The following is a 24,573-nucleotide window of genomic DNA, read 5'->3' on the forward strand; positions in this document are numbered from 1 at the left end:
CGCGGCCGACCTCTCCCCGACGGGGAGAGGTGGAGTCTGCACTGCAGGGCAGAGGACAGTCACTTCACGCCGAGCTTCTTCTGCAGGCTCGACGACGAGGTGGTGTACTGGAAGATCAGCTTCTTGTCGGGATGGACGTAATGGTGCGCATGCTGCGCCATGAGCGCGGCCTCGTGGAAGCCCGACAGGATCAGCTTGAGCTTGCCTGGATAGGTGTTGATGTCGCCGATGGCGAAGATGCCCTTCTCGCTCGTCTCGAACTTCTCGGTATCGACCGGGACCAGGTTCTCCTCGAGATTGAGGCCCCAGTCGGCGACCGGGCCGAGCTTCATGGTGAGCCCGAAGAACGGCAGCATGACCTCGGCCTTCTGTTCGAAGGTCGCGCCGTCGGAGCCCTTCACCGTCACGCCGGTGAGCTTGCCGTCGGCCCCATGCAGCTCCGTCACCTGACCGAGCTTGAAGGCAATGTCGCCGCCTTCGACCAGCTCCAGCATCTTCTGCACCGAGGCCGGCGCGGCGCGGAACTCCGAGCGGCGATGCAGCAAGGTCAGCGACTTGGCCACCGGCTGGAGATTCAAGGTCCAATCGAGCGCGGAGTCGCCGCCGCCGACGATCAGCACGTCGCGATCCTTGAACGCGTCCATCTTGCGCACCGAATAGAACACGGACGTGCCCTCGTACGCCTCGATGCCGGGGAGCGGCGGGCGCTTCGGCGTGAACGAGCCGCCGCCGGCGGCGATGATCACCACCTTGCACTCAACGGTGGTGTCCATGTCGGTCTTGAGCCTGAAGGCGCCATCGAGGCGCTCGAGCGAATCGACCCGCTGGCTGAAATGGAATTCGGCGCCGAACGGCTTGATCTGGTCCATGAGCCGGTCGGTCAGCTCCTGGCCGGTCACCACGGTGAGCCCGGGAACGTCATAGATCGGCTTCTCGGGGTAAAGCTCGGCGCACTGGCCGCCGGGCCGGTCGAGGATGTCGATGACATGGGCCTTGACGTCGACCAGGCCGAGCTCGAACACGGCAAACAGGCCAACTGGCCCTGCCCCGATGATGACCGCGTCGGTTTTAATCACTTCGTCTGCCATAGCGCCTCAGAACTGCTTCTCGGGAATCCGAACCTTAAGGCCATCGAGGGCCTCGGTCACCTTGATCTGACACGAGAGCCGGCTCGACGGGCGGACGTCGAAGGCAAAATCGAGCATGTCCTCCTCCATCTGCTCCGGCTGGCCGGTCGTCTCGCGCCACTCCTCCTCGACATAGACATGGCACGTGGCGCACGCACAGGCCCCGCCGCATTCCGCCGCAATGCCCGGAACCGAATTCTTCACTGCGGCCTCCATCACCGTCATGCCGGGATCCGCCTCGACGACATTCTCCGTCCCGTTGTTCTGAATAAAGGTGATCCTGGCCATGACATTGGCGGGCTTTAAGCGTGGTCCGATCTCGGGAGCCGGGCGGCGGGAAGCGCTTGCGCCCGAAGAATATGGGGGCGAGACGGCGGGCCCGCTCGCGGCCCGTGCTCTATAGGGCAATTGAAAGTGAGACTCCAGCGCCTTGCGGCGCTTTATCTCAAGGGGCGGCGCTCAGCGATCCTTGAGCAGAATTGCAATATAGGCTTCAGCTTCGCGCAAAGAAGCCTCGATCTCACCGATCCGCGCGGCGCGGAATTGGGCGAGGCCGTCGCCGTGAAGCGCCTCGGCCCGCTCGGCGGCTTGCGCCGTCCGCCAGGCGCCGATGGCGCGGGACGAGCCTTTCAAGGAATGGGCGGCCTCTTTCCACGCTCTGTCCGACATGGCGGCGCGGAGCTGCTCCAAATAGAGCACCGATTGGCTGCAGAAGAGCTCGAGCACTTCGCGCTCAAGCGCCCGCTCGCCGAGGGTGTAGCGGGACAAATGCACGAGATCGACGGGCTTGGAGGGGAACTTGCGCCCCCCGTCCGGTTCTTGGATCGCTCGCTCGCTTGCCATGAGGCCGTCTCCGCTCAGAGTGGGCCCCGTCCGACGGAGCCTTGCCGTCCCGAAGTGACACCCCGGAGGCGGCGATCTCGCGGCACTGCAACCTTCGGACCGCACGGAAACGCCCCCAACTGCCTGCTCTTACGCGATTCGCGCCTTGCCCGCAGCAAATTTGCGCGCAATACTAATGGCTTATCCGGCGTTAACCCAAGCTGCCGATTCAGCTTTTTTTAGCCCTAAAAATTCGTTAACGATGTTCAATGAGGGGGAAAAGCGTTGGGGGCTCTTCCGGTTAGTCTTTGCTTCCGGATGGTGAGGCGGTCCCCGCGAGACGCGATGCGCCGCTTGAGGCGGAAATCTCGGTTCGGCGTAATCTCCCATTCTTGAGTGCAGTGGTGCGAGGAACGCGTGATGGCGCAGGAACAAGCGAAGTCGCCGCCGGGGAAAGCGACGCCCGAAGCCAAAGACGAAGCCAAAGGCCCCCTCGATGCGATGACACGGGGCAATCAAGACAAGGCGAAGTCGGAGGAGCCCCCGATCCTTGAGCGCAGCTCCGAACTTCCGCGGCGCTCCAGCCTCGCCGACCGGCTCAAGGCCGAGCAGCGCAAGCGCGAGGAGCCGAAGCGCGACGAAGCCAAGCTCCAAGACAAGCTCCAAGATTTCAAGCGCGAGCGCGAAGAAGAGACGAAGCCGCTCGAATACGCCGAGAGCCAATCCGCTCCGCCCTCGCCCAAGCACCTGACCAGAACGCGCCGCCCCGCGGGGCCGCCGCCGCAGCGCCGGCTCTCGCCCCCGGCCAACGACGACGTGCCGTCCATCGGCGGGCTGATCTTCGCCCTCCAGCAGCGGCCGTCGCGCACGCCGTTCCTCATTGCGCTCGCGGCCTCCGTCGCCTGGTTCATCATCGGCAGCTTCTTCGCCTACGGCGTCATTTCGGACGCCATTGCTACCGGCGGGTTCTTGAGCGCCTCGGCGCTGTCGGCCACGGCCGCCATTCTCATCCCCATCGTCCTCTTTTGGTTCCTCGCCCTCCTCGTGTGGCGCGCCCAGGAGCTTCGCCTCATGGCTTCGGCCATGACCGAGGTCGCCGTGCGCCTTGCCGAACCGGACAGGATGGCCGAGCAGTCGGTCGCCTCGGTGGGGCAGACCATCCGCCGGCAAGTAGCGGCGATGAACGACGCCATCTCCCGCGCCATCGGCCGGGCGAGCGAGCTCGAAGCGATGGTGCATAACGAGGTCGCCGCGCTCGAGCGCTCCTATGGCGAGAACGAGCTTCGCGTGAGGAACTTGATCAGTGAGCTTGCCACCGAGCGCGAGGCGCTGGCCAATAACAGCGCCCGCGTCAGCGAAGCGCTGAAGGGCGTCGGCGCGCAGGTCGCGCGCGACATCTCCAACGCCAGCAACTCGATCGACAAGAAGCTGTCCGAGCGCGGCACGCAGCTCACCGAGCTGCTCGTCGCCCGCTCCAGCGAGGCGGCCGAACAGGTGCACAAGGCGCAAGCCAAGGTCACCGAGGTCGTGCCGGGTCTGCTGGAGCGGCTGACCAAGGAACAGGGACGCCTGGCCAAGGTCATCGACGGCGCGACCCAGAACCTCACCACGCTGGAAAGCGTCGTAGCGCAGCGCACCACGGCCCTCGACAAGACCATGAAAGAGCGCACCGAGGCGCTGCAAAGCTCGCTCGCCGAGCGCATCAAGGGGCTCGAGACGTCCGTCGCCCAGGGCGCCATCATGCTCGACAAGACCTTGAAGGACCGCACCGAGGGCTTCACCACGGCCATCACCCAGAATGCCGGCGCGCTCGATAACGCCATGAAGGCGCGCACCGACGCGTTCACCGGCATGGTGGCGCAAGGCGCGGTGACCCTCGACAAGATGCTTCAGGATCGCACCGAGACCTTCACCAACGTCGTGGCGCAGAGCGCCGTCACCCTCGACAAGACGCTGGCCGAGCGGACCGAGACCTTCACCAATGTGGTGGCGCAAGGGGCCGTGGCGCTCGACAAGACCATCAAGGAGCGCACCGACGGCTTGACCAACGTCGTGGCGCAGAGCGCCGTCACCCTCGACAAGACCTTGAAGGACCGCACCGACGCCTTCACCAATGTCGTGGCGCAAGGCGCCGTGACGTTCGATAAGACCCTGAAGGATCGCACTGACGCCTTCACCAACGTCGTGGCGCAAGGCGCCGTCACCTTCGACAAGACGCTGAAGGAGCGCACCGACGCCTTCACCAAGGTGGTGACCGAGGGCGCAGGCGCGCTGGACAAGACGCTGAAAGACCGTACCGAGGCGTTCACCGGCCTCGTGTCGCAAGGCGTTGTCGCCTTCGAGTCGACCTTGAAGGAGCGCACCGACGGGCTCGCGGCCACGATCGACGAGAAGGCGAGCGCCATCGACAAGACCCTGCACAGCCGCACGTCTCAGTTCACCTCGGCGGTCAATCAGGGCGCCATCGCGCTTGACCGGACCTTGGCCGAGCGCGCCGACAGCTTCACCAAGTCGCTGCTCGAGAAGGCGAAGAGCCTCGAGACGGCGATCACGCAGCAGACCGCGGCGCTCGACCAGACCATGAGCGAGCGCACTCAGCTCGTCATCACCGCGCTCGCGGAGCGGCTCAAGGCCATCGACGTGACGTTCGGCCAGCGCACCGCCGAGACCGACACGATGCTCTCCGAGCATACCCGCCTCGTCGACGAGACCTTCGGCCAGCAGACGATGCAGCTCAACCAGGTTCTCGCCGCCAACTCGCAGATGATGCAGGAGACGGCGCAACAGGTCGGCGCCCAGTCCAAGGAGGCGGTGAACATCCTCACCAGCCAGACCGGGAATCTGCGCGACGTGTCACGCGGGCTGCTCGAGCAGATCCACGGGCTCACGCAGCGCTTCGAGAATCAGGGTCAGGCCATCCTCACCGCGGCCAAGGCGCTCGACTCGTCGAACGCCAAGATCGACTCGATCCTCGAGGGCCGCCATCAGTCGATCATCGCCCTGCTCCACACGGTCAACACCAAGGCGCAGGAGCTCGACGGCATGATGCGCAACTATGCCGGTATCGTCGAGAACGCGCTGACCCAGGCCGAGACAAGAGCCAAGCAGGTGACCACCGCGCTCGGCCGCGACACGGCCGGCCAGGCGCAGCAGGCGCTGGCGCAGATCGAGAAGCTGCGCGAGGAGGCGCAAGCGCACACCGCCCGCGCCGTCTCCGACCTCAAGGGCAGCTTCGAGACGGTCATCACCCAGATCGGCAAGCAGCTCGAGCAGATGCGCGGCCAGTTCGACCACACCTCGCGCGGCATGCGCGAGGCGGCGCAGAAGACGGCGAGCGATCTCGACGGGCTGCGCAAGGAAATGCAGAAGCGCATGGACTCTCTCCCGGAGCAGACCGCGCAAGCGACCGCCGCGATCCGCAAGGCGCTCACCGATCAGTTCCGCGAGATCGAGGCGCTCGCTCCGACCCTCACGCGGGCGAGCGTGCAGGCCGCCTCGATGGGCCATGCGGCCGATCCCTACCGGCAGCCGCCGCAACTGCCGCAGCCTCCGCAGCCCGCCCAGCCACCGAGGAGCCAGCCCTTCCCGCCGCAAGGCGGCGATTACGGCCTGGCGCCCATGCCGCCAATGCCGCGGTTCGACGCAAGGGGACGGCCGTCGCCGCAGGATGCGGCCGACTACGACCAGCCCGGCCTCGCGCAGCAGATTTCCAGCGCCTCGGGCCGCGGCAGCAATTGGTCGGTCGGCGATCTCCTCACCCGCGCCGACCAGCCTGATCCGGGCCATGGCGGTGTTCCAGGCTACGGCGGCGCCCCAGCCCACGGCGGCCGCAGCACGGCGCCCGGCGGCCAGCTCCGTATCGACGAGCTCGCCCGCGCCATCGACGCCCGCAATGCCGCCGATGTCTGGTACCGCTTGCGGGCCGGCGAGCGCGGCGTGCTCGGCCGGCACATCTACAGCTACGAAGGCCAGGCGACGTTCGACGAGATCTCGACCCGCTACGACCGCGAAGGCGAGTTCCGCAACACGGTCGACCGCTATATCGGCGACTTCGAGCGCCTGCTCGCGGAAGCAGAGCAGTCCGACCCCGCAGGTCACATGCTCCAGAACTACCTCACCTCGGAGACCGGCCGCGTCTATCTCCTGCTCGCGCACGCGAGCGGACGGCTGCGCTAGAGTTTCTGCGAGGCTCCCCCAGAGCCAAGGCCCCCTCCTCCGCTTCCGGAGCGAGGGGGCTTTTTTTCCTGTTAGAACCACAGTCCTCGTCATTGCCGGGCTCGTCCCAGCAATTCAATAAGGTCTAACCCCCATACTGAGAGTCACTAATGGATGCCCGGCACAAGGCCGGGCATGACGCATCGGCTTAGCCAACGCGTTCTCCATCGCTTATGCCTTGGCACGAAAATATTGCGCGTCTCGCCCCTCATTAACCGCGCGTTAACCATCGCGGCCCTCTTATTAACCAATCGGAAACCCAACGCAAAAAGCCATGGCCGTCGCAGCCCTCAAGCAGCCCACCACAGAAAAGCAGCCCGCACGCTCCTTCCAGTTTCACGGCCGCACGTTCCTCACTTTTGTCCTTCAGCCGGAAATGCCGCTCGGCCGCTGGCTCAGTGAGGCCGATACCTGGCTCGCCCGCTCCCCCGACTTCTTTGCCGCGAAGCCTGTGGTGATCGACGTGTCGCGGCTGCTTTTGACCAAGGCCAAGCTCGCCAAGCTGATTGCCGATCTCGGCTCTCGTGGCATTCGCGTCATGGGTCTGCTTGGCGCCGACCCAGCCTGGGCCGATTCGGATCTGCCGCCCGTGCTGTCGGCGAACCGCATGGCGGAGCTCGGAACGCCGCGCGATATGTCCCAACCGGTGGCGCCGGCGCCGGAACTCGCCAAGCCCGCGCCCAAGCCGCTCGTCATCGATGCGCCGGTGCGCTCGGGGCAGACGCTGTTTCACGACGGCGACCTCACCATCATCGGCTCGGTGTCGTCGGGCGCGGAGATCGTCGCCACCGGCTCGATCCACATCTATGGCGCGCTGCGCGGGCGGGTGCTCGCCGGCGCCGACGGCAACAAGGCGGCGCACATCTTCTGCCGCCGCTTCGCCGCCGAGCTCGTGGCCATCGACGGCTTCTACCGCATGGCCGAGGATATCGAGCTCAGCCTGCTCGAAAGGCCGGTTCACGCTTGGCTGGAAGACGGCGCACTCAACATCAAGGCACTCGACTAGAGGCAAGGGAGGCAGGCACATGGCCCAGGTCGTCGTGGTGACATCAGGAAAGGGCGGCGTCGGCAAGACGACAACGACGGCAGCCCTCGGCGCCGCGCTCGCGCAAAACGGCCAGCGCGTGGTGGTGGTCGATTTCGACGTCGGCTTGCGCAATCTCGATCTCGTTATGGGCGCCGAGCGCCGCGTGGTCTACGACCTGATCTATGTCGCGCAGGGCACGGTGAAACTCTCGCAGGCACTGATCCGCGACAAGCGGCTCGACACGCTCTACCTGCTCGCGGCATCGCAGACCCGCGACAAGGACGCGCTGACGGACGACGGCGTGGCGAAGGTCATCGGCGAGCTGCGCGAATCCTTCGACTTCGTGATCTGCGACAGCCCGGCGGGGATCGAGCGCGGCGCCACGCTTGCCATGCGCCACGCCGACGTGGCCGTGGTGGTGACCAACCCGGAAGTGTCGTCGGTGCGCGATTCGGACCGCATCGTCGGCCTGCTCGACGCCAAGACCGACAAGGCGGCCAAAGGCGAGCGCATGGACAAGCACCTGCTGCTCACCCGCTACGATCCGGTGCGCGCCGGCCGCGGCGACATGCTGAGGGTTGACGACGTCATCGACATTCTGTCGCTGCCGCTGCTCGGCATCATCCCGGAGAGCGAAGAGGTGCTGCGCGCGTCCAATCTCGGCGCGCCGGTCACCATCAGCAATCCCAAGAGCGCTGCCGCCCGCGCCTATCATGACGCCGCCCAACGGCTGATGGGGGTGGACGTGCCGATGGCGCTCCAGAGCGACCGCAACGGCCTGTTCGGCAAGCTGTTCGGCAGGAGAGCCGCATGAATTGGTTCTTTCCATTCAGGAGACGGAAGACCGCTTCCGTCGCGCGTGAGCGCCTGCAGATTCTGTTGACCCATGAGCGCGGGGCGGAGGGCCAGTCCGACCTCATCCCCCTCCTGCGCGAGGAGGTGCTCGCCGCCGTCGCCAAGCACGTGCCGGTGGACGTGGACAAGGTGCAGGTGAAGATCGAGCGCGGCAAGGCCGTGTCCTTGCTCGAGATCGACATCGAGATCCCGTGCGACCCGGAGCCGGCCAAGCGCCGTGACCGCGCGTCGCGCTCCAAGCTCTCGCAGCGCCTCGCCAACGCGCAAGCCTGATAACGCTAGCCTGAGCCCTTAAGGTCAGCCCTCTTCACCCTGTCATGGCCGGGCGAAGGCCCGGCCATCCACGATTTAGTATTTTTCGTACACGATAATTCTTGCCCAGCGAGGATTTTTCGTGTACGAATAATCCTGTGAAGATCATTTGGGACGAGCCGAAGCGGCGAGCCAATCTGGAGGCCAGGGGTCTCGACTTAGCCGACCTCGATCTCGACTTCTTCGCCGCCTCGGCGGTCATTCCCGCCAAGCACGGCCGCCTCAAGGCAATCGGTCCTCACGGCGGCAAACTGCTCACGGTGATCTACAAGCCGCTCGGTCGCGAAGCCCTCGCGGTCATTTCGATGCGCCCGGCAAGCCGCAAAGAAAGGAGAGCCTATGAACAAGATTCGTAAACGACGCTTCAGGCCGCTGACCGACGCGGAGGAAGCGGAGATCCAAAGAATGATCGCCGCCGATCCCGACGATTCGGAAGCGACCGACGAGGAGTTGGCGCAAGCCAAGCCGTTCGCCGAAGCGCACCCCGAGTTGATGGCGAGCATCAGGCGCGCGCGGGGCCGGCCAAAGGTCGAGGCGCCGAAAGAGGCCGTAACCTTGCGCCTCGATCCGAAGACGCTCGATAAGTTCAGGGCGGCGGGCAAGGACTGGCGCGCACGCATGGCACGCGTGCTTGAGAAAGCCAAGGTCTAGAGTCCGCGACAGCCCGGTAGGTCTGAGTTCCTGAGGCGCTACCGCTTGGCTGCTTGCGTGCGACGTCCCCTCCGGGCGGCATAGGAATCGACGAGCGCCCGGATCATGCGCTGATACGGAACGCCTGCCCGATCAGCTTCGCGCTTGAAGAAATCGACGCTGCGGCGGCTCAAGGACAGCGTCACCTTGACGTTGTCTTCGCGAAGCACGAGCTGGTCCGGCCGCGGCAGGAAGTCCTCCACGATCTTGAAGTCGCCGATTTCGCCTTCGCTATACTTTCTTGTTCTCTCGCTCATAGACTTTCTTTCCCTTGCGCCAATACCCGGCGCCGAAAATGCGAACACGACCCTCGCGCCAGGTGAAGCGCACCGTCATCACGCCATCTTCGACCCAGCCGAAGCAATAGTAGCGCTGCTCGCCCCCACTATGGCTCAGGTCTTCGGCAATCACGCGACGTTCATCGAGAAAGGCAAACTGCGCACGCTCGAATGACACGCCGTGCTTCGCTTGATTGAGACGATTCTTGTCCTCGTCCCATTCGAAGCTCGGCCCGTTTTGCATATGGCAAGAATACCATACAAATATATGGTCAAACTAGGCCCGAACGTAGTGATAACTACCGCCGCGCCGCGACCCAGGTGGTGATGTCTTGCAGCACCTCGGTGAAGGCCTGGTTGAGCGCGGCGATGACGTCTTGCGGCTTGTCGGTCGTCGCCGGCACGCGGGCGCTGAAGCCGCGCGTGGCGACCACGTGGCCGGAGGTCGTATTGACCAGCTTGGCGAAGATGTCGACCTCAGCGGCGGCGCGCCCGCTCGACACGTCGACATTGAAGGCGCGCAGCTCGCTGGCGAGGCCGAACTGGCCGGAAGTCGCGCTTACCGCCTTGACCGCGCCGGAGTTCTGGAAGCTCTCGATCATGCGGGTCTGCACCAGCCGCGGCAGCCGGTCGCTCCAGGAGACGTCCTTGTAATAGGAGACCTGCTCGGCGCGGGGGCGCACCATCAGCCGGTTGGTCTCGAGCGCATGCACGGCGGTCGGCTCATAGACGACGAGCTGCCAGGGAACGGCGCGGGCGCTGCCGGCGAAGCTTCTGGGCGCCACGAGGTCGAAGGTGTCAGGGGCCCTGCCGCCGCCGCCGGCCAGCGCGCAGCCGACAAGCCCCAGGCAAATCAAGCCCGCAGCAAGAATCGGCGCCGACCGAGACATGTCCGATCGCCCCCTGTTACGAGGCACTTTCGTGGCCCCCGAACGTGCCTTTATTGACCTTTGGGAGTGTATTCCGGCACCTGTGAACCACCAAGCAAAAAGCCCCTGGGATCCGCCTCCAGCTTCTCGAGAATCCGGTTCAGGGTGGCCGCGGCGCGACGCCCCTCCCTCATGGCGGAACTGAACTCCTGCATGCCCTCCTGAGCCTGGCGGGTGAGCCCATCCATGTTGTCGCCGAGCGAGACTTCGAGCTTGCTGCTCAAGCTGGAGAACGCCTTGGCGCCGTCGCTCACGTCGGTGATCGCCTGGCCGATCTCTTCGTTCTTGGCGTTCAGCATGGTGGTGAACTGCTCGACATTGGTGAGGGTCGTGGTGATCGCCTTCTCGTTGGCGGCGACGAGATCGTCGAGCCGCTCGATGAAGGCATTGGCGTTGTTGAGGGCGGCGGGCGCCGCGTCGAACAGGCCCTGCCCTGCGCCGCGGTCTGCTTGGATGGTGGGGATGGGATCCTCTGCGCTGGCGACGAGGAGCGGCGAATCGGGCGTGCCGGGCGAGATCTGGATGCCGCTGCCGCCGGTCAGGCCGAGCGACTGGATGCTGGCGCGGGAGTTCTCGCGCACCGGCGTCTTGTCGTCGACGCTGATCAGCACCTGGACTTTCCGCCCGTCGTCGGGATCGAGCGCGAAGGACTGCACCTCGCCGACCTTGATGCCGTTGAAGCCGACGCTCGACCCTGACGTGAGCCCGGCCACCGAGCTCTCGAACACGATGAGGTAGCGCTTGCCGCCGCCGGCGAAGTTGCTCATCCAGAATACGAAGATGAAGGCGAAGGCGAGGACGCCAAGGACGAAGCCGCCGATCATCAAGTAATTGGCTTTGGTTTCCATCGAACCCTCAACAGACACACGCCATCAGACAATCAGCCTCCGCTGCTCCATCGGGCTCGCGGCGCGGGCCCGCTCGCCGCAGAAATATTCCTTGATCCACGGATGATTGGGCTGGCGCTGCAATTCGGTTGGCGATCCCGTCCGTACGATCTTCTTGTCGGCCAATACGGCCACCCTGTCGCACACCGTGAAGATGGTATCAAGGTCGTGGGTCACCATATAGACAGTCAGGCCAAGTGTTTGTTGCAGCTTGCGAATCAGGTGATCGAAGTCCGTGGCGCCGATCGGGTCGAGGCCCGCCGTGGGCTCGTCGAGGAACACGATCTCGGGGTCCAGCGCAAGCGCCCTGGCGAGCCCTGCGCGCTTCCGCATGCCGCCCGACAGCTCGGAGGGAAATTTGTGCGCGGCGACGGGCGGCAGGCCGACCATGGTGAGCTTGAGGAAGGCGAGGTCATCCATCATGGCTTGCGGCAGGTCGAGATGCTCGCGCATCGGCACCTGGATGTTCTGGAGCACGGTGAGCGAAGAGAACAGTGCGCCGTCCTGGAACAAAATGCCCCAGCGCTTCTCGATGTCGAGACGGTCTTGCGGCGTGAGCGTCTGCGCGTTCTGCCCGAACAGCGCGACCACGCCGGTGTCCGGCTTGACCAAGCCGGTGATGACCCGCATCAGCACCGACTTGCCCTGGCCGGAGCCGCCGACAATGGCGAGGATCTCGCCGCGATAGACGTCGAGATTGAGCGCGTCCCAAATCTGGTGGCTGCCGAAGCTCTTGGCGAGCCCGCGCACGCGAATTACCACCTCTCGTCCGTTCTCGACGATCACACCCCGATCCCCGACAAGAACATGGCGAACACCGCGTCGAGAATAATGACGAGGAAGATTGCCTTGACCACGGCGCTGGTGACATGGGTGCCGAGCGACTCGGCGCTGCCTTCGACCTTGAGGCCTTCCATGCACCCGACGAGCGCAATGATCACCGCGGCGAACGGCGCCTTGATCATGCCGGCCATGAAGTGCTGGAAGTCGACCGCCTCGTGCAGCTTGTCCATATAGGTGGAGAGGTCGAGGCCGAGCACGCCGAAAGCCATGACCCCGCCGCCTGCCAATCCCATGATGTCGCCGAGAAACGTGAGCAGCGGCAGCGCCACGACGAGTGCGAGCACGCGCGGCAAGACCAGCGTGTCCATGGGATCGATGCCGAGCGTGCGCATGGCGTCGATCTCCTCGCGCATCTTCATCGAGCCGATCTCGGCGGTGAAGGCGGAGCCCGAGCGGCCGGCAACCATAATAGCCGTCAACAGAATGCCGACCTCGCGGAGCGCGAGGATCGCCACCATGTTCACGGCGAACGGCTCGGCGCCGAACGGCCTGAGCTGCCCGACGCCCTGCTGCATCACCACCGCGCCGATCAGAAAGCAGATCAGTGCGATGATCGGCACGGCGCGCAAGCCCGCATGATCCAGATGATGGACGAAGGACGTGGTGCGGAAGCGCCACGGCTCCCTGAACAGGCGCAAGAAGGCGGCGGTGACTTCGCCCAGGAATCCGGTGAGCTGCACCGCGTCACGCCACACGCCGGTCGCCGCCTTGGTGAGGTCGTCGGTCATCTGGCGGAGCGCGCCCTTTTTTTCGATCGCGGGCAGTTGGGCGCGGCCGCGGCGCTGCACCTCCTCGATGAGGATGCGGAAGCCTTCAGTGGCGCCGGCGTAATGGGTGCGCAGGCCCCCCTTCTGCCAGGCGTTGGCCGTACGCTGGAGGAGCCAGGCGCCGGCAGTGTCGATCTCGGCGATGCCGGCGATGTCCATCTCGCCGGTGAACTCCGGGGTCGGCGGGATCGGCACCCGAAGCCGTTTCAGGGCCTTGTCCAGATCGGCGGCCTCGGCGACCGTCCAGGCGCCGGTCGCCACCAGCCGGAAGGTGGTGCCGCTCAGCTCGACGCGGAAGCCGGGGGCGCGGGCTTGCGTCGGCAGGACGAGCTGGTGGTCGCGCTTGAGCATGGAAGGGCTTAGCTTGGCTCGTACTTTACGCTTTCGGGCGCCGACGCCGATGGAAGTGCCCTGTATTTGACCGAAATCTCAGGAGAAAGAAAGGCGTTATGGCGGGATCGGAGCTTGAGCTTAATGGTGCCGGCAAATCGGGGCGTCTGCGGCTTGAGGCGCGCGTGGAGCGCTGGCCGATCGCCGGCGAATTCACCATCTCGCGCGGCTCAAAACGGGACGCCGTGGTGGTGGTGGCCGAGATCGGCGACACCCATAAGGGCCGCGGCGAGTGTGTGCCTTACGCCCGCTATGGCGAGAGCGTCGAGGGAGTGGTGGCGGCCATCGAAGGGTGCCGTGCCGCGCTGGCGCAAGGCTTGGACCGCGACGCGCTTGCCAAGCTGCTCCCGCCCGGCGCGGCGCGCAACGCGCTCGACTGCGCCCTGTGGGATCTCGAGGCGAAGCGCTCGGGCAGATGCGTCGCCGAATTGTTACGGCTTGCGCCGCTCCGCCCTGTGCAAACGGCCCTCACCCTCTCGCTCGATGAGCCGGAGGTCATGGCGGCCAAGGCGCGCGAGGCGTCTCATTTCCCGCTGCTCAAGATCAAGCTCGGCGGCGAAGGCGACGCGGCGCGCATCGCCGCGGTGCGGTTGGCCGTGCCGCATGCACGGCTCATCGCCGATGCCAACGAGGCGTGGCAAGTGGATGAAACCGAATCGCTTCTGACGCTCGCCGCGGCTTCGGGCATCGAGCTGGTCGAGCAGCCTCTGCCGGCGGAGGACGACGCGGCGCTTGCGGATATCGAGCGGGCCGTTCCTGTGTGCGCCGACGAATCGGCGCATGACCGCGCTACGCTCGATCAGCTTCTCGGCCGTTACGACGCGGTGAACATCAAGCTCGACAAGACCGGCGGCCTGACCGAGGCGCTGCTCACCGCGAGACGTGCGCGCGAGCTCGGCTTCAAGATCATGGTGGGCAGCATGGTGGCGACATCGCTCGCCATGGCCCCTGCCCTGCTTCTTGCGCAAGACGCGGACTGGTGCGATCTCGACGGACCATTGCTGCTCGCGCGCGACCGCGCGCCGGGCCTCGTCTATGAAGGCGATCTGGTGCTGCCACCGCCGCCCGAACTGTGGGGTTGAAGATGGCTCGGCGCCACGGGCACTAGTCCACGGACACACGGACCTGGCGGTCGAGAGCCTTGAACGCGGCATCGAACTGGTCGAGGCGCGTCGCATGTCCGAGCCTGAACAGTCGATCGACTTGCTCGCGCTTCCAGTTAAGGCGCCGCGAAAGCTCTGCACGCGTGATGTTTTCCCGTTTCAGCGCCCGGTAAAGGCTAACCTTGAGGGCCGTCTGCGTGGGAAGAATGACGCGGCTGCCAGCCTTCACTTGCGGCACTGGAACATCCCTGCCGTCGGCGATGCGCGCGGCGATCGCCTCCTCGATGGCCCGGCCGGCATTCAGCAGCGCATCGGTCCTATCTTCGCCGAAGGTGGTCACCTCCGGCAGAGCCGGGCAAGTGACAAGCAGGGTGCCGTTGTCATCTGGAGTAAGTCTGACCGCGTAAGCCAAAGTCATTTCAATCCAAGGTCCTTGAGTATCTTGTCCACCAGCTTGGTCCCGAGCTCCTTCCGGCTGCCATGCATCGGCAATTGCGAAACCCGATCGCCGCGCCGAACCGTCAAATGGCCGCTCCCGCCCTTGTGCGTTTCAAAAGTGCAACCTTTTTTAGCCAGGTATTTCTTGAGTTCGCTGGCCTTCATCAATATAGAGTACTCCACAGCTCTGTTGAAGTCTACAGACCTGTGGAACAGGCCCTCATGCCCCTTAGCGGGCGTCGACGTGCTCTCGTACGGGTGCGGCTGACACAGCTATAGGCGCTCGACTACCCGTTTGAGCTTGGCCCGGACCTCGCTCGCCAGCTCGGCGAGGGCCGGATTGTCGATCGCCTGCATCGAGGCGACCGGATCGACGGCCGAGACCTCGACGCGGCCGCCTCCGTGCTCTTGCACGATGACGTTGCATGGCAACATCGTGCCGATCTTGTCCTCGACCTGAAGCGCGCGGTAGGCGAGTTGCGGATTGCACGCGCCGAGTATCCGATAGGGCCGAAAGTCAGCGCCGAGCTTCGCCTTCATCGTGGCGGCGACGTCGATGTCGGTCAGCACACCGAAGCCTTCCGCCTTGAGCGCCTCGGTCACCTGCGCGATGGCTCGGTCGAAGGGAACGTCAAGGTTTTTCGAGAAATGATAGGTCATGATCACCGCCTCCTTGTGCTCCGAGACTGGCCGCAGACGAAGGCAAGAACCTTGCGGCGGATCAATCCCGGGACACGGGGAGTTTGCCGCCCTCGGCGCCGGCCCCCAGCGGTTCCGAGAAAGCTTCGACGACAAGCCCGCCGCGCCAATGCCGGTGCAGCAGGAATGCGGCCACGCTTCCGAACAGCGCGATCAGCGCCATGACGCCATAGGCCTCGCCGCCGAGCCGCGTGTAGAGCGGCCCGCAGGCGACGGTGACGGAGCCCATGACGATGCCGGCGACCACGGCGGCGTAGAGGCCTTGCGCCGTGGCGGCGCGGTCCTCCGGCACGGCGTGGGTCAAGAAATGGATGGCGGCGAGATGGGTCGCGCCGAAGCTCAAGCCATGCAGCGCCTGGAGCAGTCCCGTCGCCCAAAGCGGCGGGTCGATGGCGAGGAGGCCCCAGCGGACGACCGCCGCCAGTCCGGCGAGCATCATGAGCCGAGTCGTGCCGGCGAAGGCGATGAGCCTGCCCGACACGGCGAACAGGGCGATCTCGGCGATGACGCCGATCGACCATAGCGCGCCGATCGTTCCGCCGGAAAAGCCCTGTGCCCGCCAATGCACCGAGCCGAAGGCGTAGAGAAGCGAATGGCTCGCCTGGATCATGCTCGCAGCGAGCAGGAACAGAAGGAAGAGCGGCGCGCTGGCCAGGGCGAACGCGTCCTTGAGCTTGAGGCGGCGCAGTGCCGCCGGGGCGGCGGGACCCCTGCCCTCAATGTCACGCGGCAGGAGATAGGCCCCCACCACCATCAGCGCCGTCGCGCCAAGAAGAAGCGGCAGCACGGCGCCGGCGCCTGCCACCTGGATCACGAAGCCCGCGCCGAGGCTCGCCACAATGAAGCTTAGCGAGCCCCAGGCCCGCACCCGGCCATAATCGAGGCCGCTGGTGCGGATGCCGCTCACCGCCACCGTCTCGATCAGGGGCATGATCGTGGTCCAGTTGGCGGCGAGCAGAATGGCGGCGAACAGCATCTGCCAGAACCCGTCCCCAAGCCAAAGCAGGACGAACGAGACCAGCGAGCCCCACGCAAGCGCGATGAGGATGGTGCGGCGCCCGCCGATACGGTCGGCGGCAAAGCTGATGGCCGGGCTAAACAGGATGCGGACGAAAAGCGGCGCCGCCAGCAATATGGCGATCTGGTCGGCGTCGAGATGCCGCCATTTCAGCCACAGCGGCAGGTACGGCAAGTAAACGCCCACCACCAGGAACAGGGCCGCATAGAGGAAGCCGAGCCGCCAGGCGAGGGAAAGGCGCGGCTGATCCACGGGCTAACTCTCAGTCTTCGTAGAAAACCCAGCGCGCCGATGCCGGGGAGTTCTCGCGCTCACGCCGCAGCGATCTCGCGGCGGATAGCGGCGCCGAGTTCCTTCTCGGCCTCAGCAAGATCATAGTCGGCCTGCAGACGGATCCAGAGACCTGCACCGGTGCCGAAATAATGTCCGAGCCGGATGGCCGTTTCCGGCGAGATGCTGCGTCTGCCGTTGATGATCTCGGTAATTCGATTGGCGGGCACGCGCAGCTTCAGCGCCAGCGCATTGGCCGAAAGCGCTCGCGCTCGCATTTCGTCGGCGAGAATCTCTCCGGGGTGCACGCGGATCATGGGGTCAGCCTTGGTGATAATCGGTCAATTCCACATCATAGGCATTGCCGTCACGAAATCGGAAGCAGATGCGCCAGGGGCCGTTCACAGCGATCGCCCATTGCCCCTTGCGGTTGCCCTTGAGCTTGTGCAGTCCGACGCTCTTCAGGGGCCTGATCTCCCGTAGTGACACGGCTGAGTCCAACATGTTCAGGCGTCTCACCGCAAGCTCCCGATCAAGCCCAGGGAAACCGCCTTTGCCGCTTTCGGCGAAGCGCCGCGAAGCGCTGTCCCCCCAGGACTTGATCATACATGAGACATAATACGCAATGCGTATTATGTCCAGAGACCACCAGAATATAGGCCGCATAGAGGAAGCCGAGCCGCCAGGCAAAGGACGGCCACGGGGCGGCGGTTGACGCGGCGTTTGTCATAGAAGTTAACGAATCCCTTGCCCTTGGCGGCTTACCCTCGGCCCCCATCCCCGAATCAGGCTAGCGTTGCCATGACCATGCCGGAACGCGCTGAAGACGGCACCGACCCAATCGAGCCCAAGGCCAAGTCCTTCAAGCAAGGGCTGGCGGAAGATTATGCCGCGCTTGAGGCGACCTTGCGCGCCAGCCCGCTCGGCCGCTGGTTCCTCGCCGAATATGCGCGGCGGAACCGCACGCCGGAGACGCAGATGCTGCTCGACGCCATCGGCCGGCTCGAGGCGGCGGTGATCAAGCCGCCGCGCCGGGCGGGCATGTCCATGGTGCTGGCCGAGCTCGTGGAGATGAGCGAGGCGATCGCCCGCACGCGGCGCGAGATCGCCAAGCTCAAGCCGCCGCACCGCTTCGACAAGCAACTGCTTAACGCCTCGGAAGAGCTCGACCATATCGTCGAGGCGACCGAGAACGCGACGTCCGAGATCCTGTCGGCGGCGGAGGACATCCAGGAGGTGGCGTGGACGTTGCGCGAGCAGAACGTTGCCGTCGAATTTTGCGACCGGCTCGATCACCGGGCGATCGACATCTACACCGCCTGCTCGTTCCAGGACATCACCGGCCAGCGCACCGAGAAGGTGGTGCGGGCGCTGCGGTTCATCGAGCAGCGTATCAACGCCATGATCGAGATCTGGGGGGTGGACGACATCGCCTCGAAGGTCGACGAGATTTCCGCCAAGACCGGGCGCGCGGCGCACGTTGAGGGCGAGTTCCTGAGCGGCCCGCAGCGCGCCGGCGAAGGCCTGAAGCAGGCCGACGTGGACAGGATGCTTGGCCATGAGCCGAAAGGCGAAGCCCCCGCCCCGCAGCAAGAGGCGGGAGGCGGAGAGCGTTTCGAGCGGCCCGAGCCGCTGACCCTCGACCAGCTCCACGCGGTCAAGCGCGCGGCCCTATTCGGCTAGGATTTCCGCAAATCAGGTCAGGGCCTTAGCATGGGGTGCGACAACTTGGCCGCCCGCCTCTTGAAAAGAGACGGTCCGCTAACCATCTTTGGGTGGACGCAATTTCCCCCAAAGCGTCCCCCAAACTGACGCATGATAACGAAGCGGCCCGGTTTCCCCCCAACCGGGCGTTTTCTTTTGCGGTGCGGCCTTCGCCCGCCAGCGGCGGAATCTGAGGCGTCTCTCGGGCAGGCCGAGATGGTGCGCCGCCAGCACATTGTCGATGAACTCCCGCGCCGAATTCTCCCAGCTATAGCGCAGCGCATGTGCGCGGGCCGCGCCGCGGTCGAGGTGGAGCGCGCGCAGCGCCGCGGCCCTCAAGTCTTCGTCGAGCGCGCCGCAGGCCGGGTCGGTCAGCACGTCCTTCGGCCCGCTGACGGGGAAGGCGGCCACCGGGCAGCCTGAGGCGAGCGCCTCGAGCAGCACGAGGCCGAACGTGTCGGTGAGGCTCGGGAACACGAACACGTCGGCCGAGGCGTAAGCGTGCGCGAGCTCCTCGCCCTCGCGGTGGCCGGCGAACAGCACGTCGGGATAGAGCCGCTCGAGCGCCGCGGCTTGCGGGCCGCCGCCAACCACCACCTTCCTGCCCGGCAGGTCGAGATCGAGGAACGCCTTGATGTTCTTCTCGACGGCGACCCGGCCGACATAGAGGAACACCGGGCCGGAGCCGAACAGGCGCTCATCGCGCGGGCGGAACAGCGCGACATCGACGCCGCGCGACCAGCGCATCATGCGTTTGAAGCCGCGCGCCGCGAGATCCGCCTCGACCGATTGCGTGGCGACGAAGGTCGCCGCGGCGCCGTTATGAAACCGCCGCTGGAAGCCGTAGCACCAGGATTCCGGGATCGGCAGCCGCGCCGACACATATTCGGGAAAGCGCGTGTGATAGCTCGTGGTGAACGGCCGCTTCCGCTTCCTGCAATAGCGCCTCGTCATGAGCCCGATCGGTCCCTCCGTGGCGATGTGGATGAAATCCGGCGCGACGGCCTCGATGGCCCGCGCGATGGTGCGCGGGCTGACCAGCGCCAGCCTGATCTCGGGGTAAGTGGGGCACGGCAGAGTGCGGTAGGGCGTCGGCACCAGGAACGAAATCTCGGCGCCGAGTTTCGGCGCTTCCTGCGCGAGCCTCTCATAGGTGCGGACCACGCCGTTGACCTGGGGGTACCAGGCATCGCTGGCGACGAGGATGCGCATCAAGCGGCAGCCTCGAGCTCCTCGACGCGGGACTTGTCGCCGGACTTGGGCGTGGCCTGATGCGGGTTCCAGCGGATGATCTCGAACACCCCCTCCTCGGTCTCGGCGACCGCCGTGCAGCTCTCCACCCAGTCGCCGGTATTGATGTAGATCACGTCACCCACCTGGCGCATGGCGGCATGGTGGATGTGCCCGCAGATCACCCCTTGCGCCCCGTGGCGGCGCGCCTCCTGCGCCAGCGCCAATTCGAACTCGCCGATATAGTTCACCGCGCGCTTCACCTTGTGCTTGAGATAGGCCGACAGCGACCAATAGGGCATGCCGAGCACGCGGCGCACCGCGTTCAAATGCGTGTTGAGCCACAGCGCCACCATGTAGCTCCAGTCGCCGAACAGCGCGAGCCATTTGGCGTAGCGCACCACGACGTCGAACTCATCGCCATGCATGACGAGATAGCGCCGGCCGTCGGCGGCCACATGCATGGTCTGGCGCAGAATGGCGATGCCGCCGAACTGCGCGCCGCAATATTCGCGCATGGCCTCGTCGTGATTGCCGGGCACGTAGACGAGGTCGACGCCTTTGCGCACCTTGCGCAGCAGCTTCTGCAGCACGTCGTTGTGGTTTTGCGGCCAATAGACGCCGCGCCTGATGCGCCAGAAATCGACGATGTCGCCGACGAGATAGATCTTTGGCGCCTCGTGATGGCGCAGGAAATCGAGGAAGGCGTCGGCCTGGCAGGCCTTGGTGCCGAGATGGATGTCGGAAATGAACAGCGCGCGGTACCGCCTGGGATCGGGGTCGTGGGGCGCGTCGTCTGCAAGCCGCGTGTTCAGCATCGATGCGGCGCGACTTAAAGTGATTTTGTATCAGGCATATGACAGGCGGGTGGCAGGGTTAACCCTCCTCTCCCCGCTGGGGAGAGGTGAACTTGGGGCAGCGCCTGCGAGCCCATCCACCCATGATTAACCGGCGGCGCATCGCCCCATTGCCGCGGCCCGCGCGCCGGGACAATACTTCGCGCCGGAGATTCGCACCTTCAAGCAGGAGAACGCCTATGAGGACTTCCACGACACGCGCGCTTCTCGGCGCGCTCGGCCTCACGGCCGCCGCCGCCTTCGCCACGCCGGCAACCGCCGCGCCTTACGACGGCAGCTGGACCATGTCGGTGGTGACCACCGACGGCCATTGCGGCGTCATCAGCGTCGGGCTTGCCATCAGCGGCGGCCACATCACCTCGACGCGCGGCAAGTTCGTGATGCGGCCGATCAAGATCGCCGGCCAAGTGTCCGGCGGCGGCGCGACCAAGATGAATGCCGTGGCGGGCCCCCGCCAGGCGATCGGCACCGGGCACTTCACCAAGACCAAGGGCAAGGGCAAGTGGAACGGCACCGGCCCCTCCGGCGTCTGCTCCGGCTATTGGCTCGCGGTCCGGGGTTAGGCGCGGTAGAGATATTGCTGGAAGCCGACGAAGCTGTCTCGGATCGCAGGCACGCCGCCCAGCTTTTCGGTCGCGTCGTTGACCGTGTGATACTTGAGTTCGAGGAGATGGCTGAGCTTCTCCAGGTCCAGCTCTTCGACGCCTTGGTTGATATATTGCGCCAGCACGAACTCCAGGAAGGTCTGGAGCGGTCCATTGTACTTCGCAAAAATTTCGTCCCGATGGACCTCCACGCGGTCCAAGCGGGTGATGGGCGCAAGCGCGAAGGCGATATAGGCCAGGACGTCGAAGACGTCGCTCTTCTCCGCGTTGATCATTCGGCTGATCTCGGCGAGCTGTTCGGAACCAAAACCCTTCTCGCGCAGGCTTTGCAGCAGCGCCTTGCGCGTATCCGGTTTGCTCCACAAACGCCGTAGCTCGTCCTCGTCCTTGAAGAAGCGCGGCAACTCCCCGTAGAGGGTTTCGATCATCTGGTTTGCCGAGATCGGCTTGCCGTCCGGGCTCCAATAGGTCGTCGCCATCATGCTTTGGATGGTGCGCTCCTTGCCGTCGGCCAACCTGATCTTGATCTTCTTGGGCCGCTCCGGGGGCGGGTCGTAGTCGGGATCACCGTCGTCGTTGAGGCCGGGTGCCGGCTCGCGCTCCCGATGCTTTACCGGCTCAGGCTCCATCGGCTCGCCGTCCCATTCGGGGTCGTTGAAGTGCTCATAAGCCTTCACGAAGTCGTAGATGGTGAAATAGTCCTTGCCGTCGAACAGCCGCGCGCCGCGCCCGATGATCTGCTTGAACTCGATCATGGTGTTGATCGCGCGCATCAGCACGATGTTGCGCACGTTGCGCGCATCCACGCCGGTCGAGAGCTTCTGCGACGTGGTCAGGATCGTCGGGATCGTCTTCTCGTTGTCCTGGAACGTGCGGAGGAATTGCTCGCCGAGCGCGCCGTCATCGGCCGTGACACGCACGCAGTAGCTCGGGTCGGCGCTCGTCTTCATTTGATTGACTAGGTCGCGCACCGCCAGTGCGTGAAGCTGTGACGCGCAGAATACCAGCGTCTTCTCGCGCTGATCGATCTGGTCCATGAACAGCTCGACGCGATAAGCTTCCCGTTCCTTAATCTCGATAATCCGGTTGAAATCATTTTCGGTGTAGCGCCGCCCTTGCTCCACGTCGCCTTCGACCACTTTGTCGTCAGGTACATAGACGTAGTCATCGATGGTGGTGGCGATCTGTTTCACCTTGAACGGCGTGAGGAAGCCGTCATTGATGCCCTCTTTCAGCGAGTAGGTGTAAACCGGCTCACCGAAATAGCGGTAGGTGTCCACGTTGTCCTTGCGCTTGGGCGTGGCGGTCAGGCCGAGCTGAACCGCGGGTTTGAAATAGTCGAGGATGCCGCGCCAATTGCTCTCGTCGTTGGCGCCGCCGCGATGGCACTCGTCGATGATGATGAAGTCGAAGAAGTCGGGCGGGTAGTCGCCGAAATTGGGTTCAGGCTCACCGTCCTCGTTCGTCCCGCTCATGAAGGTTTGGAAGATGGTGAAAAAGATGCTGGCGTTCTTCGGTACGCGGCCTTTCTTGCGGATTTCGTCTGGCTTGATGCGCGCCAGCGCGTCTTCGGGAAACGCCGAGAAGGCGTTGTAGGCTTGATCGGCCAGGATGTTGCGGTCGGCGAGAAACAGGACACGCGGCCGCCGCGTGGGCTCGCGCGAGAGATTCCAGCGGCTTTGGAAGAGCGCCCAGGCGATCTGGAACGCGATGGCCGTCTTCCCGGTGCCGGTAGCAAGCGTCAGGAGGATGCGTTGCTTGCCGGCGGCGATCGCCTCAAGCGCGCTCTCGATGGCGTTGTGCTGGTAGTAGCGAGTCTGCCAGGTGCCGCCGCGCTCTTCGAAGGGAATGGCGGCGAAGCGGTCGCGCCAAGCGTTGGGTTTCTCGAAGACCTTGGCCCACAGTTCGTCCGGGAAAGGGTAGCGCTCGACATAACCCTCCTTCCCGGTCTCCATGTCGATCTGGTAGATGCGCCGCCCGTTGGTGGAATAGGCGAAGCGCGCTTGCAGCTTCTCGGCGTAAGTCTTCGCCTGGCCGACACCCTCGGTGTCGGCCTTGTCGCGTGCTTTGGCCTCGATCACGCCGAGCTTGTGGTTGCGGAAGGTGAGGACATAGTCGGCGATCTCGGGCTGGCCGCGCCGTCCGGCGCCTTCGATGCGGCCTGGGCAGATTGTCTCGCGGCGCACGCGGCTGTCTGCGACCACGCCCCAGCCCGCCTCCCGCAGAGCAGGATCGATGAGCTCGGCACGGGTCTCAGCCTCGTTCACTCGGCCGCCTCTTTAACTGCGCTTGATGGAGGTGAGGTCAACTGGCCCGCAAAGGCGAATTTTAGAATCGACTGTCTTAGCTGGCTCAGTTTCTTACGTTTCTGTTCATAGGTAACACGGAGTCGCTCAGAGAGCTCCGATAGCTCTTTCAAGTCGGCTGATACTTTCTGTTGAAGAGATAACGGTGGGACGCTGAGCATGAGCGCTTTTGAGTCGGGAACTCTCATATGCTGGACAGTGGCCCCAGAGCCAAAAGCATGGATTTGCTTTTGCAGGTCGCGTGACTGCAGTGCGAATAAAAGAAAGTGGTTATCCAGTTTCTCGGGGTCAGCTCGATAGGACACCAAACGCTGGCCTAGAAAAACTTTCTCGTCGGAAAGTATCATTCCAACCTCACCCAAGGGAGCTTCGCGCGTTAAGAGAACGTCTCCCTTTTGGGGTATCTGTCGTCTGGTCCAACGACGATAAACGTTTTCGGAGACGTACTTCACCTCTTCGAGGCTGATACGACCATCCCGCACGTTGGTCGTGCGGATCATCTTGAACGGAGAAGGATCGTCTATCGATGGCGCTGTTCGATTGGGACAATCAACAATCGAGTCGCACACATCTCGAATCGAGACACGCTTCCAGGTGTCGTTTGGCGCCCTCAAAACAGAGTTGAGATAGCTGTAGAACAGCTCGCGGGCGTTCTTGAGATTTTTCTCGGCGTTGGCGGTCACGGTCGCCAGCCCCGCAAAGGCTTCGTCCAGAATGGCGACGATGCGCTGCTGTTCGTCCAACGGTGGGACGATGACAGGCAGCTCTCTCAGCTTCGCCTTATTGAGCGTTTTGCCTTTGACTTTTTCGTCGGCTTCGGCGGCTTGCTGCCAGTCAAAGTAGGTTAGGAACCAATACAGGTACTGTTGATCAAGCTGTCTGGCATTCAAGACTGTGAGAGCCGCGATGGCCTCGTTTGTCCTCAGGTCAATGTCGGCATAGGCCAAGCGCCCGAGGGTTAGCTTAAAACTCACCAACAAGGTCCGAGCTTTCACAACTCTGACCCGCGAGGCGCCCTCATCGGATAAATGCTCGGCACTTTTTGACATCCTGGCATGTAGGGACTTCGGCAAATCAGCTATTGAAAGCCAGACATTGTTGGTCGACTTTCGCTCGTCCCAATATCGGAGTTGCGACCGGGGTGGTGTTCCGCCAATCTCGATGCCACAGAGATCGCCGAGCGGTAACACTGACCACCCCT

Annotated in this window: 28 protein-coding genes; 9 read left to right on the plus strand and 19 right to left on the minus strand. The window is 64.5% G+C overall.

Annotation, left to right across the window (positions count from 1 at the left end):
* Positions 1-59 precede the first annotated feature (59 nt).
* The 3 genes from ACRECX_RS06400 to ACRECX_RS06410 all read right to left on the minus strand — a co-directional run bounded on the left by ACRECX_RS06400 (position 60) and on the right by ACRECX_RS06410 (position 1,970).
* Complete coding sequence (locus tag ACRECX_RS06400) at positions 60-1,088, minus strand: NAD(P)/FAD-dependent oxidoreductase (RefSeq protein ID WP_431557992.1); 1,029 nt, start codon at positions 1,086-1,088, stop codon at positions 60-62.
* A gap of 6 nt (positions 1,089-1,094) precedes the next feature.
* Complete coding sequence (locus ACRECX_RS06405; protein ID WP_431557993.1) at positions 1,095-1,415, minus strand: 2Fe-2S iron-sulfur cluster-binding protein; 321 nt, start codon at positions 1,413-1,415, stop codon at positions 1,095-1,097.
* 171 nt (positions 1,416-1,586) lie between these two features.
* A complete protein-coding gene (locus ACRECX_RS06410; protein ID WP_431557994.1) occupies positions 1,587-1,970 on the minus strand; it encodes an Hpt domain-containing protein in 384 nt (127 codons plus the stop codon).
* A gap of 399 nt (positions 1,971-2,369) precedes the next feature.
* On the opposite strand from ACRECX_RS06410, the gene ACRECX_RS06415 reads away from it, so the two are divergent.
* The 6 genes from ACRECX_RS06415 (at position 2,370) to ACRECX_RS06440 (ending at position 9,009) form a co-directional block, all read left to right on the plus strand.
* Positions 2,370-6,125 (plus strand): hypothetical protein, encoded by a 3,756-nt coding sequence (locus ACRECX_RS06415; protein WP_431557995.1) that lies wholly within the window; start codon positions 2,370-2,372, stop codon positions 6,123-6,125.
* 313 nt (positions 6,126-6,438) lie between these two features.
* Entirely contained in the window at positions 6,439-7,170 is a 732-nt protein-coding gene (gene minC, locus ACRECX_RS06420; RefSeq protein ID WP_431557996.1) for a septum site-determining protein MinC, read from the plus strand.
* A 19-nt stretch (positions 7,171-7,189) separates the two neighbouring features.
* The gene (gene minD, locus ACRECX_RS06425) at positions 7,190-8,005 is read left to right on the plus strand and encodes a septum site-determining protein MinD (RefSeq protein ID WP_431557997.1); all 816 of its coding nucleotides are present in this window, start codon (positions 7,190-7,192) and stop codon (positions 8,003-8,005) included.
* Positions 8,002-8,319 (plus strand): cell division topological specificity factor MinE, encoded by a 318-nt coding sequence (minE, locus tag ACRECX_RS06430; RefSeq protein ID WP_431557998.1) that lies wholly within the window; start codon positions 8,002-8,004, stop codon positions 8,317-8,319. The genes minD and minE overlap by 4 nt, the downstream gene beginning before the upstream one ends.
* Positions 8,320-8,456: 137 nt before the next feature.
* Positions 8,457-8,714 (plus strand): BrnT family toxin, encoded by a 258-nt coding sequence (locus tag ACRECX_RS06435; RefSeq protein ID WP_431557999.1) that lies wholly within the window; start codon positions 8,457-8,459, stop codon positions 8,712-8,714.
* A complete protein-coding gene (locus tag ACRECX_RS06440) occupies positions 8,698-9,009 on the plus strand; it encodes a BrnA antitoxin family protein (protein ID WP_431558000.1) in 312 nt (103 codons plus the stop codon). The genes ACRECX_RS06435 and ACRECX_RS06440 overlap by 17 nt, the downstream gene beginning before the upstream one ends.
* Before the next feature lie 38 nt (positions 9,010-9,047).
* Here the strand turns inward: ACRECX_RS06440 and ACRECX_RS06445 are convergent, their stop codons facing one another.
* From ACRECX_RS06445 to ACRECX_RS06470, 6 genes are read right to left on the minus strand one after another with little or no spacing between them, the layout of a single operon-like run.
* Positions 9,048-9,305: a hypothetical protein gene (locus ACRECX_RS06445; RefSeq protein ID WP_431558001.1), complete on the minus strand. Its 258-nt coding sequence runs from the start codon at positions 9,303-9,305 to the stop codon at positions 9,048-9,050.
* Positions 9,280-9,570: a BrnT family toxin gene (locus ACRECX_RS06450; RefSeq protein WP_431558002.1), complete on the minus strand. Its 291-nt coding sequence runs from the start codon at positions 9,568-9,570 to the stop codon at positions 9,280-9,282. The genes ACRECX_RS06445 and ACRECX_RS06450 overlap by 26 nt, the downstream gene beginning before the upstream one ends.
* Before the next feature lie 55 nt (positions 9,571-9,625).
* Positions 9,626-10,216, minus strand: a complete 591-nt coding sequence (locus tag ACRECX_RS06455) for an ABC-type transport auxiliary lipoprotein family protein (RefSeq protein WP_431558003.1) — start codon at positions 10,214-10,216, stop codon at positions 9,626-9,628.
* 50 nt (positions 10,217-10,266) lie between these two features.
* Positions 10,267-11,103 (minus strand): MlaD family protein, encoded by an 837-nt coding sequence (locus ACRECX_RS06460; protein ID WP_431558004.1) that lies wholly within the window; start codon positions 11,101-11,103, stop codon positions 10,267-10,269.
* A gap of 24 nt (positions 11,104-11,127) precedes the next feature.
* Positions 11,128-11,928, minus strand: coding sequence for an ABC transporter ATP-binding protein (locus ACRECX_RS06465; protein ID WP_431558005.1), 801 nt, complete (start codon positions 11,926-11,928; stop codon positions 11,128-11,130).
* Positions 11,925-13,103: an MlaE family ABC transporter permease gene (locus ACRECX_RS06470; RefSeq protein ID WP_431558006.1), complete on the minus strand. Its 1,179-nt coding sequence runs from the start codon at positions 13,101-13,103 to the stop codon at positions 11,925-11,927. Before ACRECX_RS06470 ends, ACRECX_RS06465 begins: the two co-directional genes overlap by 4 nt.
* A 98-nt stretch (positions 13,104-13,201) precedes the next feature.
* Here ACRECX_RS06470 and dgcA point away from each other — a divergent pair, with 98 nt between their 5' ends.
* Positions 13,202-14,224, plus strand: a complete 1,023-nt coding sequence (gene dgcA, locus ACRECX_RS06475; RefSeq protein WP_431558007.1) for an N-acetyl-D-Glu racemase DgcA — start codon at positions 13,202-13,204, stop codon at positions 14,222-14,224.
* A 22-nt stretch (positions 14,225-14,246) separates the two neighbouring features.
* On the opposite strand, the gene ACRECX_RS06480 is transcribed toward dgcA, so the two are convergent.
* From ACRECX_RS06480 to ACRECX_RS06505, 6 genes are all read right to left on the minus strand, one after another.
* A complete protein-coding gene (locus ACRECX_RS06480; RefSeq protein WP_431558008.1) occupies positions 14,247-14,663 on the minus strand; it encodes a type II toxin-antitoxin system HicB family antitoxin in 417 nt (138 codons plus the stop codon).
* On the minus strand, positions 14,660-14,848 hold the full coding sequence (locus ACRECX_RS06485) for a type II toxin-antitoxin system HicA family toxin (RefSeq protein ID WP_431558009.1): 189 nt from the start codon (positions 14,846-14,848) through the stop codon (positions 14,660-14,662). Before ACRECX_RS06485 ends, ACRECX_RS06480 begins: the two co-directional genes overlap by 4 nt.
* A 108-nt stretch (positions 14,849-14,956) precedes the next feature.
* On the minus strand, positions 14,957-15,343 hold the full coding sequence (locus ACRECX_RS06490; protein ID WP_431558010.1) for a DUF302 domain-containing protein: 387 nt from the start codon (positions 15,341-15,343) through the stop codon (positions 14,957-14,959).
* Between the two features lie 61 nt (positions 15,344-15,404).
* Complete coding sequence (locus ACRECX_RS06495; protein WP_431558011.1) at positions 15,405-16,652, minus strand: MFS transporter; 1,248 nt, start codon at positions 16,650-16,652, stop codon at positions 15,405-15,407.
* Between the two features lie 59 nt (positions 16,653-16,711).
* Positions 16,712-16,987 (minus strand): HigA family addiction module antitoxin, encoded by a 276-nt coding sequence (locus tag ACRECX_RS06500; RefSeq protein WP_431558012.1) that lies wholly within the window; start codon positions 16,985-16,987, stop codon positions 16,712-16,714.
* A 4-nt stretch (positions 16,988-16,991) separates the two neighbouring features.
* On the minus strand, positions 16,992-17,276 hold the full coding sequence (locus ACRECX_RS06505) for a type II toxin-antitoxin system RelE/ParE family toxin (protein WP_431558013.1): 285 nt from the start codon (positions 17,274-17,276) through the stop codon (positions 16,992-16,994).
* A gap of 195 nt (positions 17,277-17,471) precedes the next feature.
* Here ACRECX_RS06505 and ACRECX_RS06510 point away from each other — a divergent pair, with 195 nt between their 5' ends.
* Complete coding sequence (locus tag ACRECX_RS06510; RefSeq protein WP_431558014.1) at positions 17,472-18,353, plus strand: hypothetical protein; 882 nt, start codon at positions 17,472-17,474, stop codon at positions 18,351-18,353.
* Positions 18,354-18,431: 78 nt separating this feature from the next.
* Here the strand turns inward: ACRECX_RS06510 and ACRECX_RS06515 are convergent, their stop codons facing one another.
* Together ACRECX_RS06515 and ACRECX_RS06520 are read right to left on the minus strand one after the other, a co-directional pair.
* The gene (locus ACRECX_RS06515; RefSeq protein WP_431558130.1) at positions 18,432-19,586 is read right to left on the minus strand and encodes a glycosyltransferase family 4 protein; all 1,155 of its coding nucleotides are present in this window, start codon (positions 19,584-19,586) and stop codon (positions 18,432-18,434) included.
* On the minus strand, positions 19,586-20,422 hold the full coding sequence (locus ACRECX_RS06520; protein ID WP_431558015.1) for a UDP-2,3-diacylglucosamine diphosphatase: 837 nt from the start codon (positions 20,420-20,422) through the stop codon (positions 19,586-19,588). Before ACRECX_RS06520 ends, ACRECX_RS06515 begins: the two co-directional genes overlap by 1 nt.
* Before the next feature lie 218 nt (positions 20,423-20,640).
* Between ACRECX_RS06520 and ACRECX_RS06525 the strand changes: the two genes are divergently transcribed.
* Positions 20,641-21,024, plus strand: a complete 384-nt coding sequence (locus ACRECX_RS06525; RefSeq protein WP_431558016.1) for a hypothetical protein — start codon at positions 20,641-20,643, stop codon at positions 21,022-21,024.
* Here the strand turns inward: ACRECX_RS06525 and hsdR are convergent.
* Both hsdR and ACRECX_RS06535 read right to left on the minus strand, forming a co-directional pair.
* Complete coding sequence (hsdR, locus tag ACRECX_RS06530) at positions 21,021-23,333, minus strand: EcoAI/FtnUII family type I restriction enzme subunit R (RefSeq protein ID WP_431558017.1); 2,313 nt, start codon at positions 23,331-23,333, stop codon at positions 21,021-21,023. The genes ACRECX_RS06525 and hsdR overlap by 4 nt on opposite strands.
* Positions 23,330-24,562, minus strand: coding sequence for a restriction endonuclease subunit S (locus ACRECX_RS06535; protein WP_431558018.1), 1,233 nt, complete (start codon positions 24,560-24,562; stop codon positions 23,330-23,332). Before ACRECX_RS06535 ends, hsdR begins: the two co-directional genes overlap by 4 nt.
* Positions 24,563-24,573 lie beyond the last annotated feature (11 nt).

The organism is Methyloceanibacter sp. (assembly GCF_050726195.1).
Taxonomy (GTDB): Bacteria; Pseudomonadota; Alphaproteobacteria; order Rhizobiales; family Methyloligellaceae; genus Methyloceanibacter.

What these genes read in the sequence shown, in the direction of transcription:
- ACRECX_RS06400 (WP_431557992.1), bottom strand. Translation starts at nt 1,088, where the DNA reads ATGGCAGACGAAGTGATTAAAACCGACGCGGTCATCATCGGGGCAGGG.
- ACRECX_RS06405 (WP_431557993.1), bottom strand. Translation starts at nt 1,415, where the DNA reads ATGGCCAGGATCACCTTTATTCAGAACAACGGGACGGAGAATGTCGTC.
- ACRECX_RS06410 (WP_431557994.1), bottom strand. Translation starts at nt 1,970, where the DNA reads ATGGCAAGCGAGCGAGCGATCCAAGAACCGGACGGGGGGCGCAAGTTC.
- ACRECX_RS06415 (WP_431557995.1), top strand. Translation starts at nt 2,370, where the DNA reads ATGGCGCAGGAACAAGCGAAGTCGCCGCCGGGGAAAGCGACGCCCGAA.
- minC (WP_431557996.1), top strand. Translation starts at nt 6,439, where the DNA reads ATGGCCGTCGCAGCCCTCAAGCAGCCCACCACAGAAAAGCAGCCCGCA.
- minD (WP_431557997.1), top strand. Translation starts at nt 7,190, where the DNA reads ATGGCCCAGGTCGTCGTGGTGACATCAGGAAAGGGCGGCGTCGGCAAG.
- minE (WP_431557998.1), top strand. Translation starts at nt 8,002, where the DNA reads ATGAATTGGTTCTTTCCATTCAGGAGACGGAAGACCGCTTCCGTCGCG.
- ACRECX_RS06440 (WP_431558000.1), top strand. Translation starts at nt 8,698, where the DNA reads ATGAACAAGATTCGTAAACGACGCTTCAGGCCGCTGACCGACGCGGAG.
- ACRECX_RS06445 (WP_431558001.1), bottom strand. Translation starts at nt 9,305, where the DNA reads ATGAGCGAGAGAACAAGAAAGTATAGCGAAGGCGAAATCGGCGACTTC.
- ACRECX_RS06450 (WP_431558002.1), bottom strand. Translation starts at nt 9,570, where the DNA reads ATGCAAAACGGGCCGAGCTTCGAATGGGACGAGGACAAGAATCGTCTC.
- ACRECX_RS06455 (WP_431558003.1), bottom strand. Translation starts at nt 10,216, where the DNA reads ATGTCTCGGTCGGCGCCGATTCTTGCTGCGGGCTTGATTTGCCTGGGG.
- ACRECX_RS06460 (WP_431558004.1), bottom strand. Translation starts at nt 11,103, where the DNA reads ATGGAAACCAAAGCCAATTACTTGATGATCGGCGGCTTCGTCCTTGGC.
- ACRECX_RS06470 (WP_431558006.1), bottom strand. Translation starts at nt 13,103, where the DNA reads ATGCTCAAGCGCGACCACCAGCTCGTCCTGCCGACGCAAGCCCGCGCC.
- dgcA (WP_431558007.1), top strand. Translation starts at nt 13,202, where the DNA reads ATGGCGGGATCGGAGCTTGAGCTTAATGGTGCCGGCAAATCGGGGCGT.
- ACRECX_RS06480 (WP_431558008.1), bottom strand. Translation starts at nt 14,663, where the DNA reads ATGACTTTGGCTTACGCGGTCAGACTTACTCCAGATGACAACGGCACC.
- ACRECX_RS06485 (WP_431558009.1), bottom strand. Translation starts at nt 14,848, where the DNA reads ATGAAGGCCAGCGAACTCAAGAAATACCTGGCTAAAAAAGGTTGCACT.
- ACRECX_RS06490 (WP_431558010.1), bottom strand. Translation starts at nt 15,343, where the DNA reads ATGACCTATCATTTCTCGAAAAACCTTGACGTTCCCTTCGACCGAGCC.
- ACRECX_RS06500 (WP_431558012.1), bottom strand. Translation starts at nt 16,987, where the DNA reads ATGATCCGCGTGCACCCCGGAGAGATTCTCGCCGACGAAATGCGAGCG.
- ACRECX_RS06505 (WP_431558013.1), bottom strand. Translation starts at nt 17,276, where the DNA reads ATGATCAAGTCCTGGGGGGACAGCGCTTCGCGGCGCTTCGCCGAAAGC.
- ACRECX_RS06510 (WP_431558014.1), top strand. Translation starts at nt 17,472, where the DNA reads ATGACCATGCCGGAACGCGCTGAAGACGGCACCGACCCAATCGAGCCC.
- ACRECX_RS06515 (WP_431558130.1), bottom strand. Translation starts at nt 19,586, where the DNA reads ATGCGCATCCTCGTCGCCAGCGATGCCTGGTACCCCCAGGTCAACGGC.
- ACRECX_RS06520 (WP_431558015.1), bottom strand. Translation starts at nt 20,422, where the DNA reads ATGCTGAACACGCGGCTTGCAGACGACGCGCCCCACGACCCCGATCCC.
- ACRECX_RS06525 (WP_431558016.1), top strand. Translation starts at nt 20,641, where the DNA reads ATGAGGACTTCCACGACACGCGCGCTTCTCGGCGCGCTCGGCCTCACG.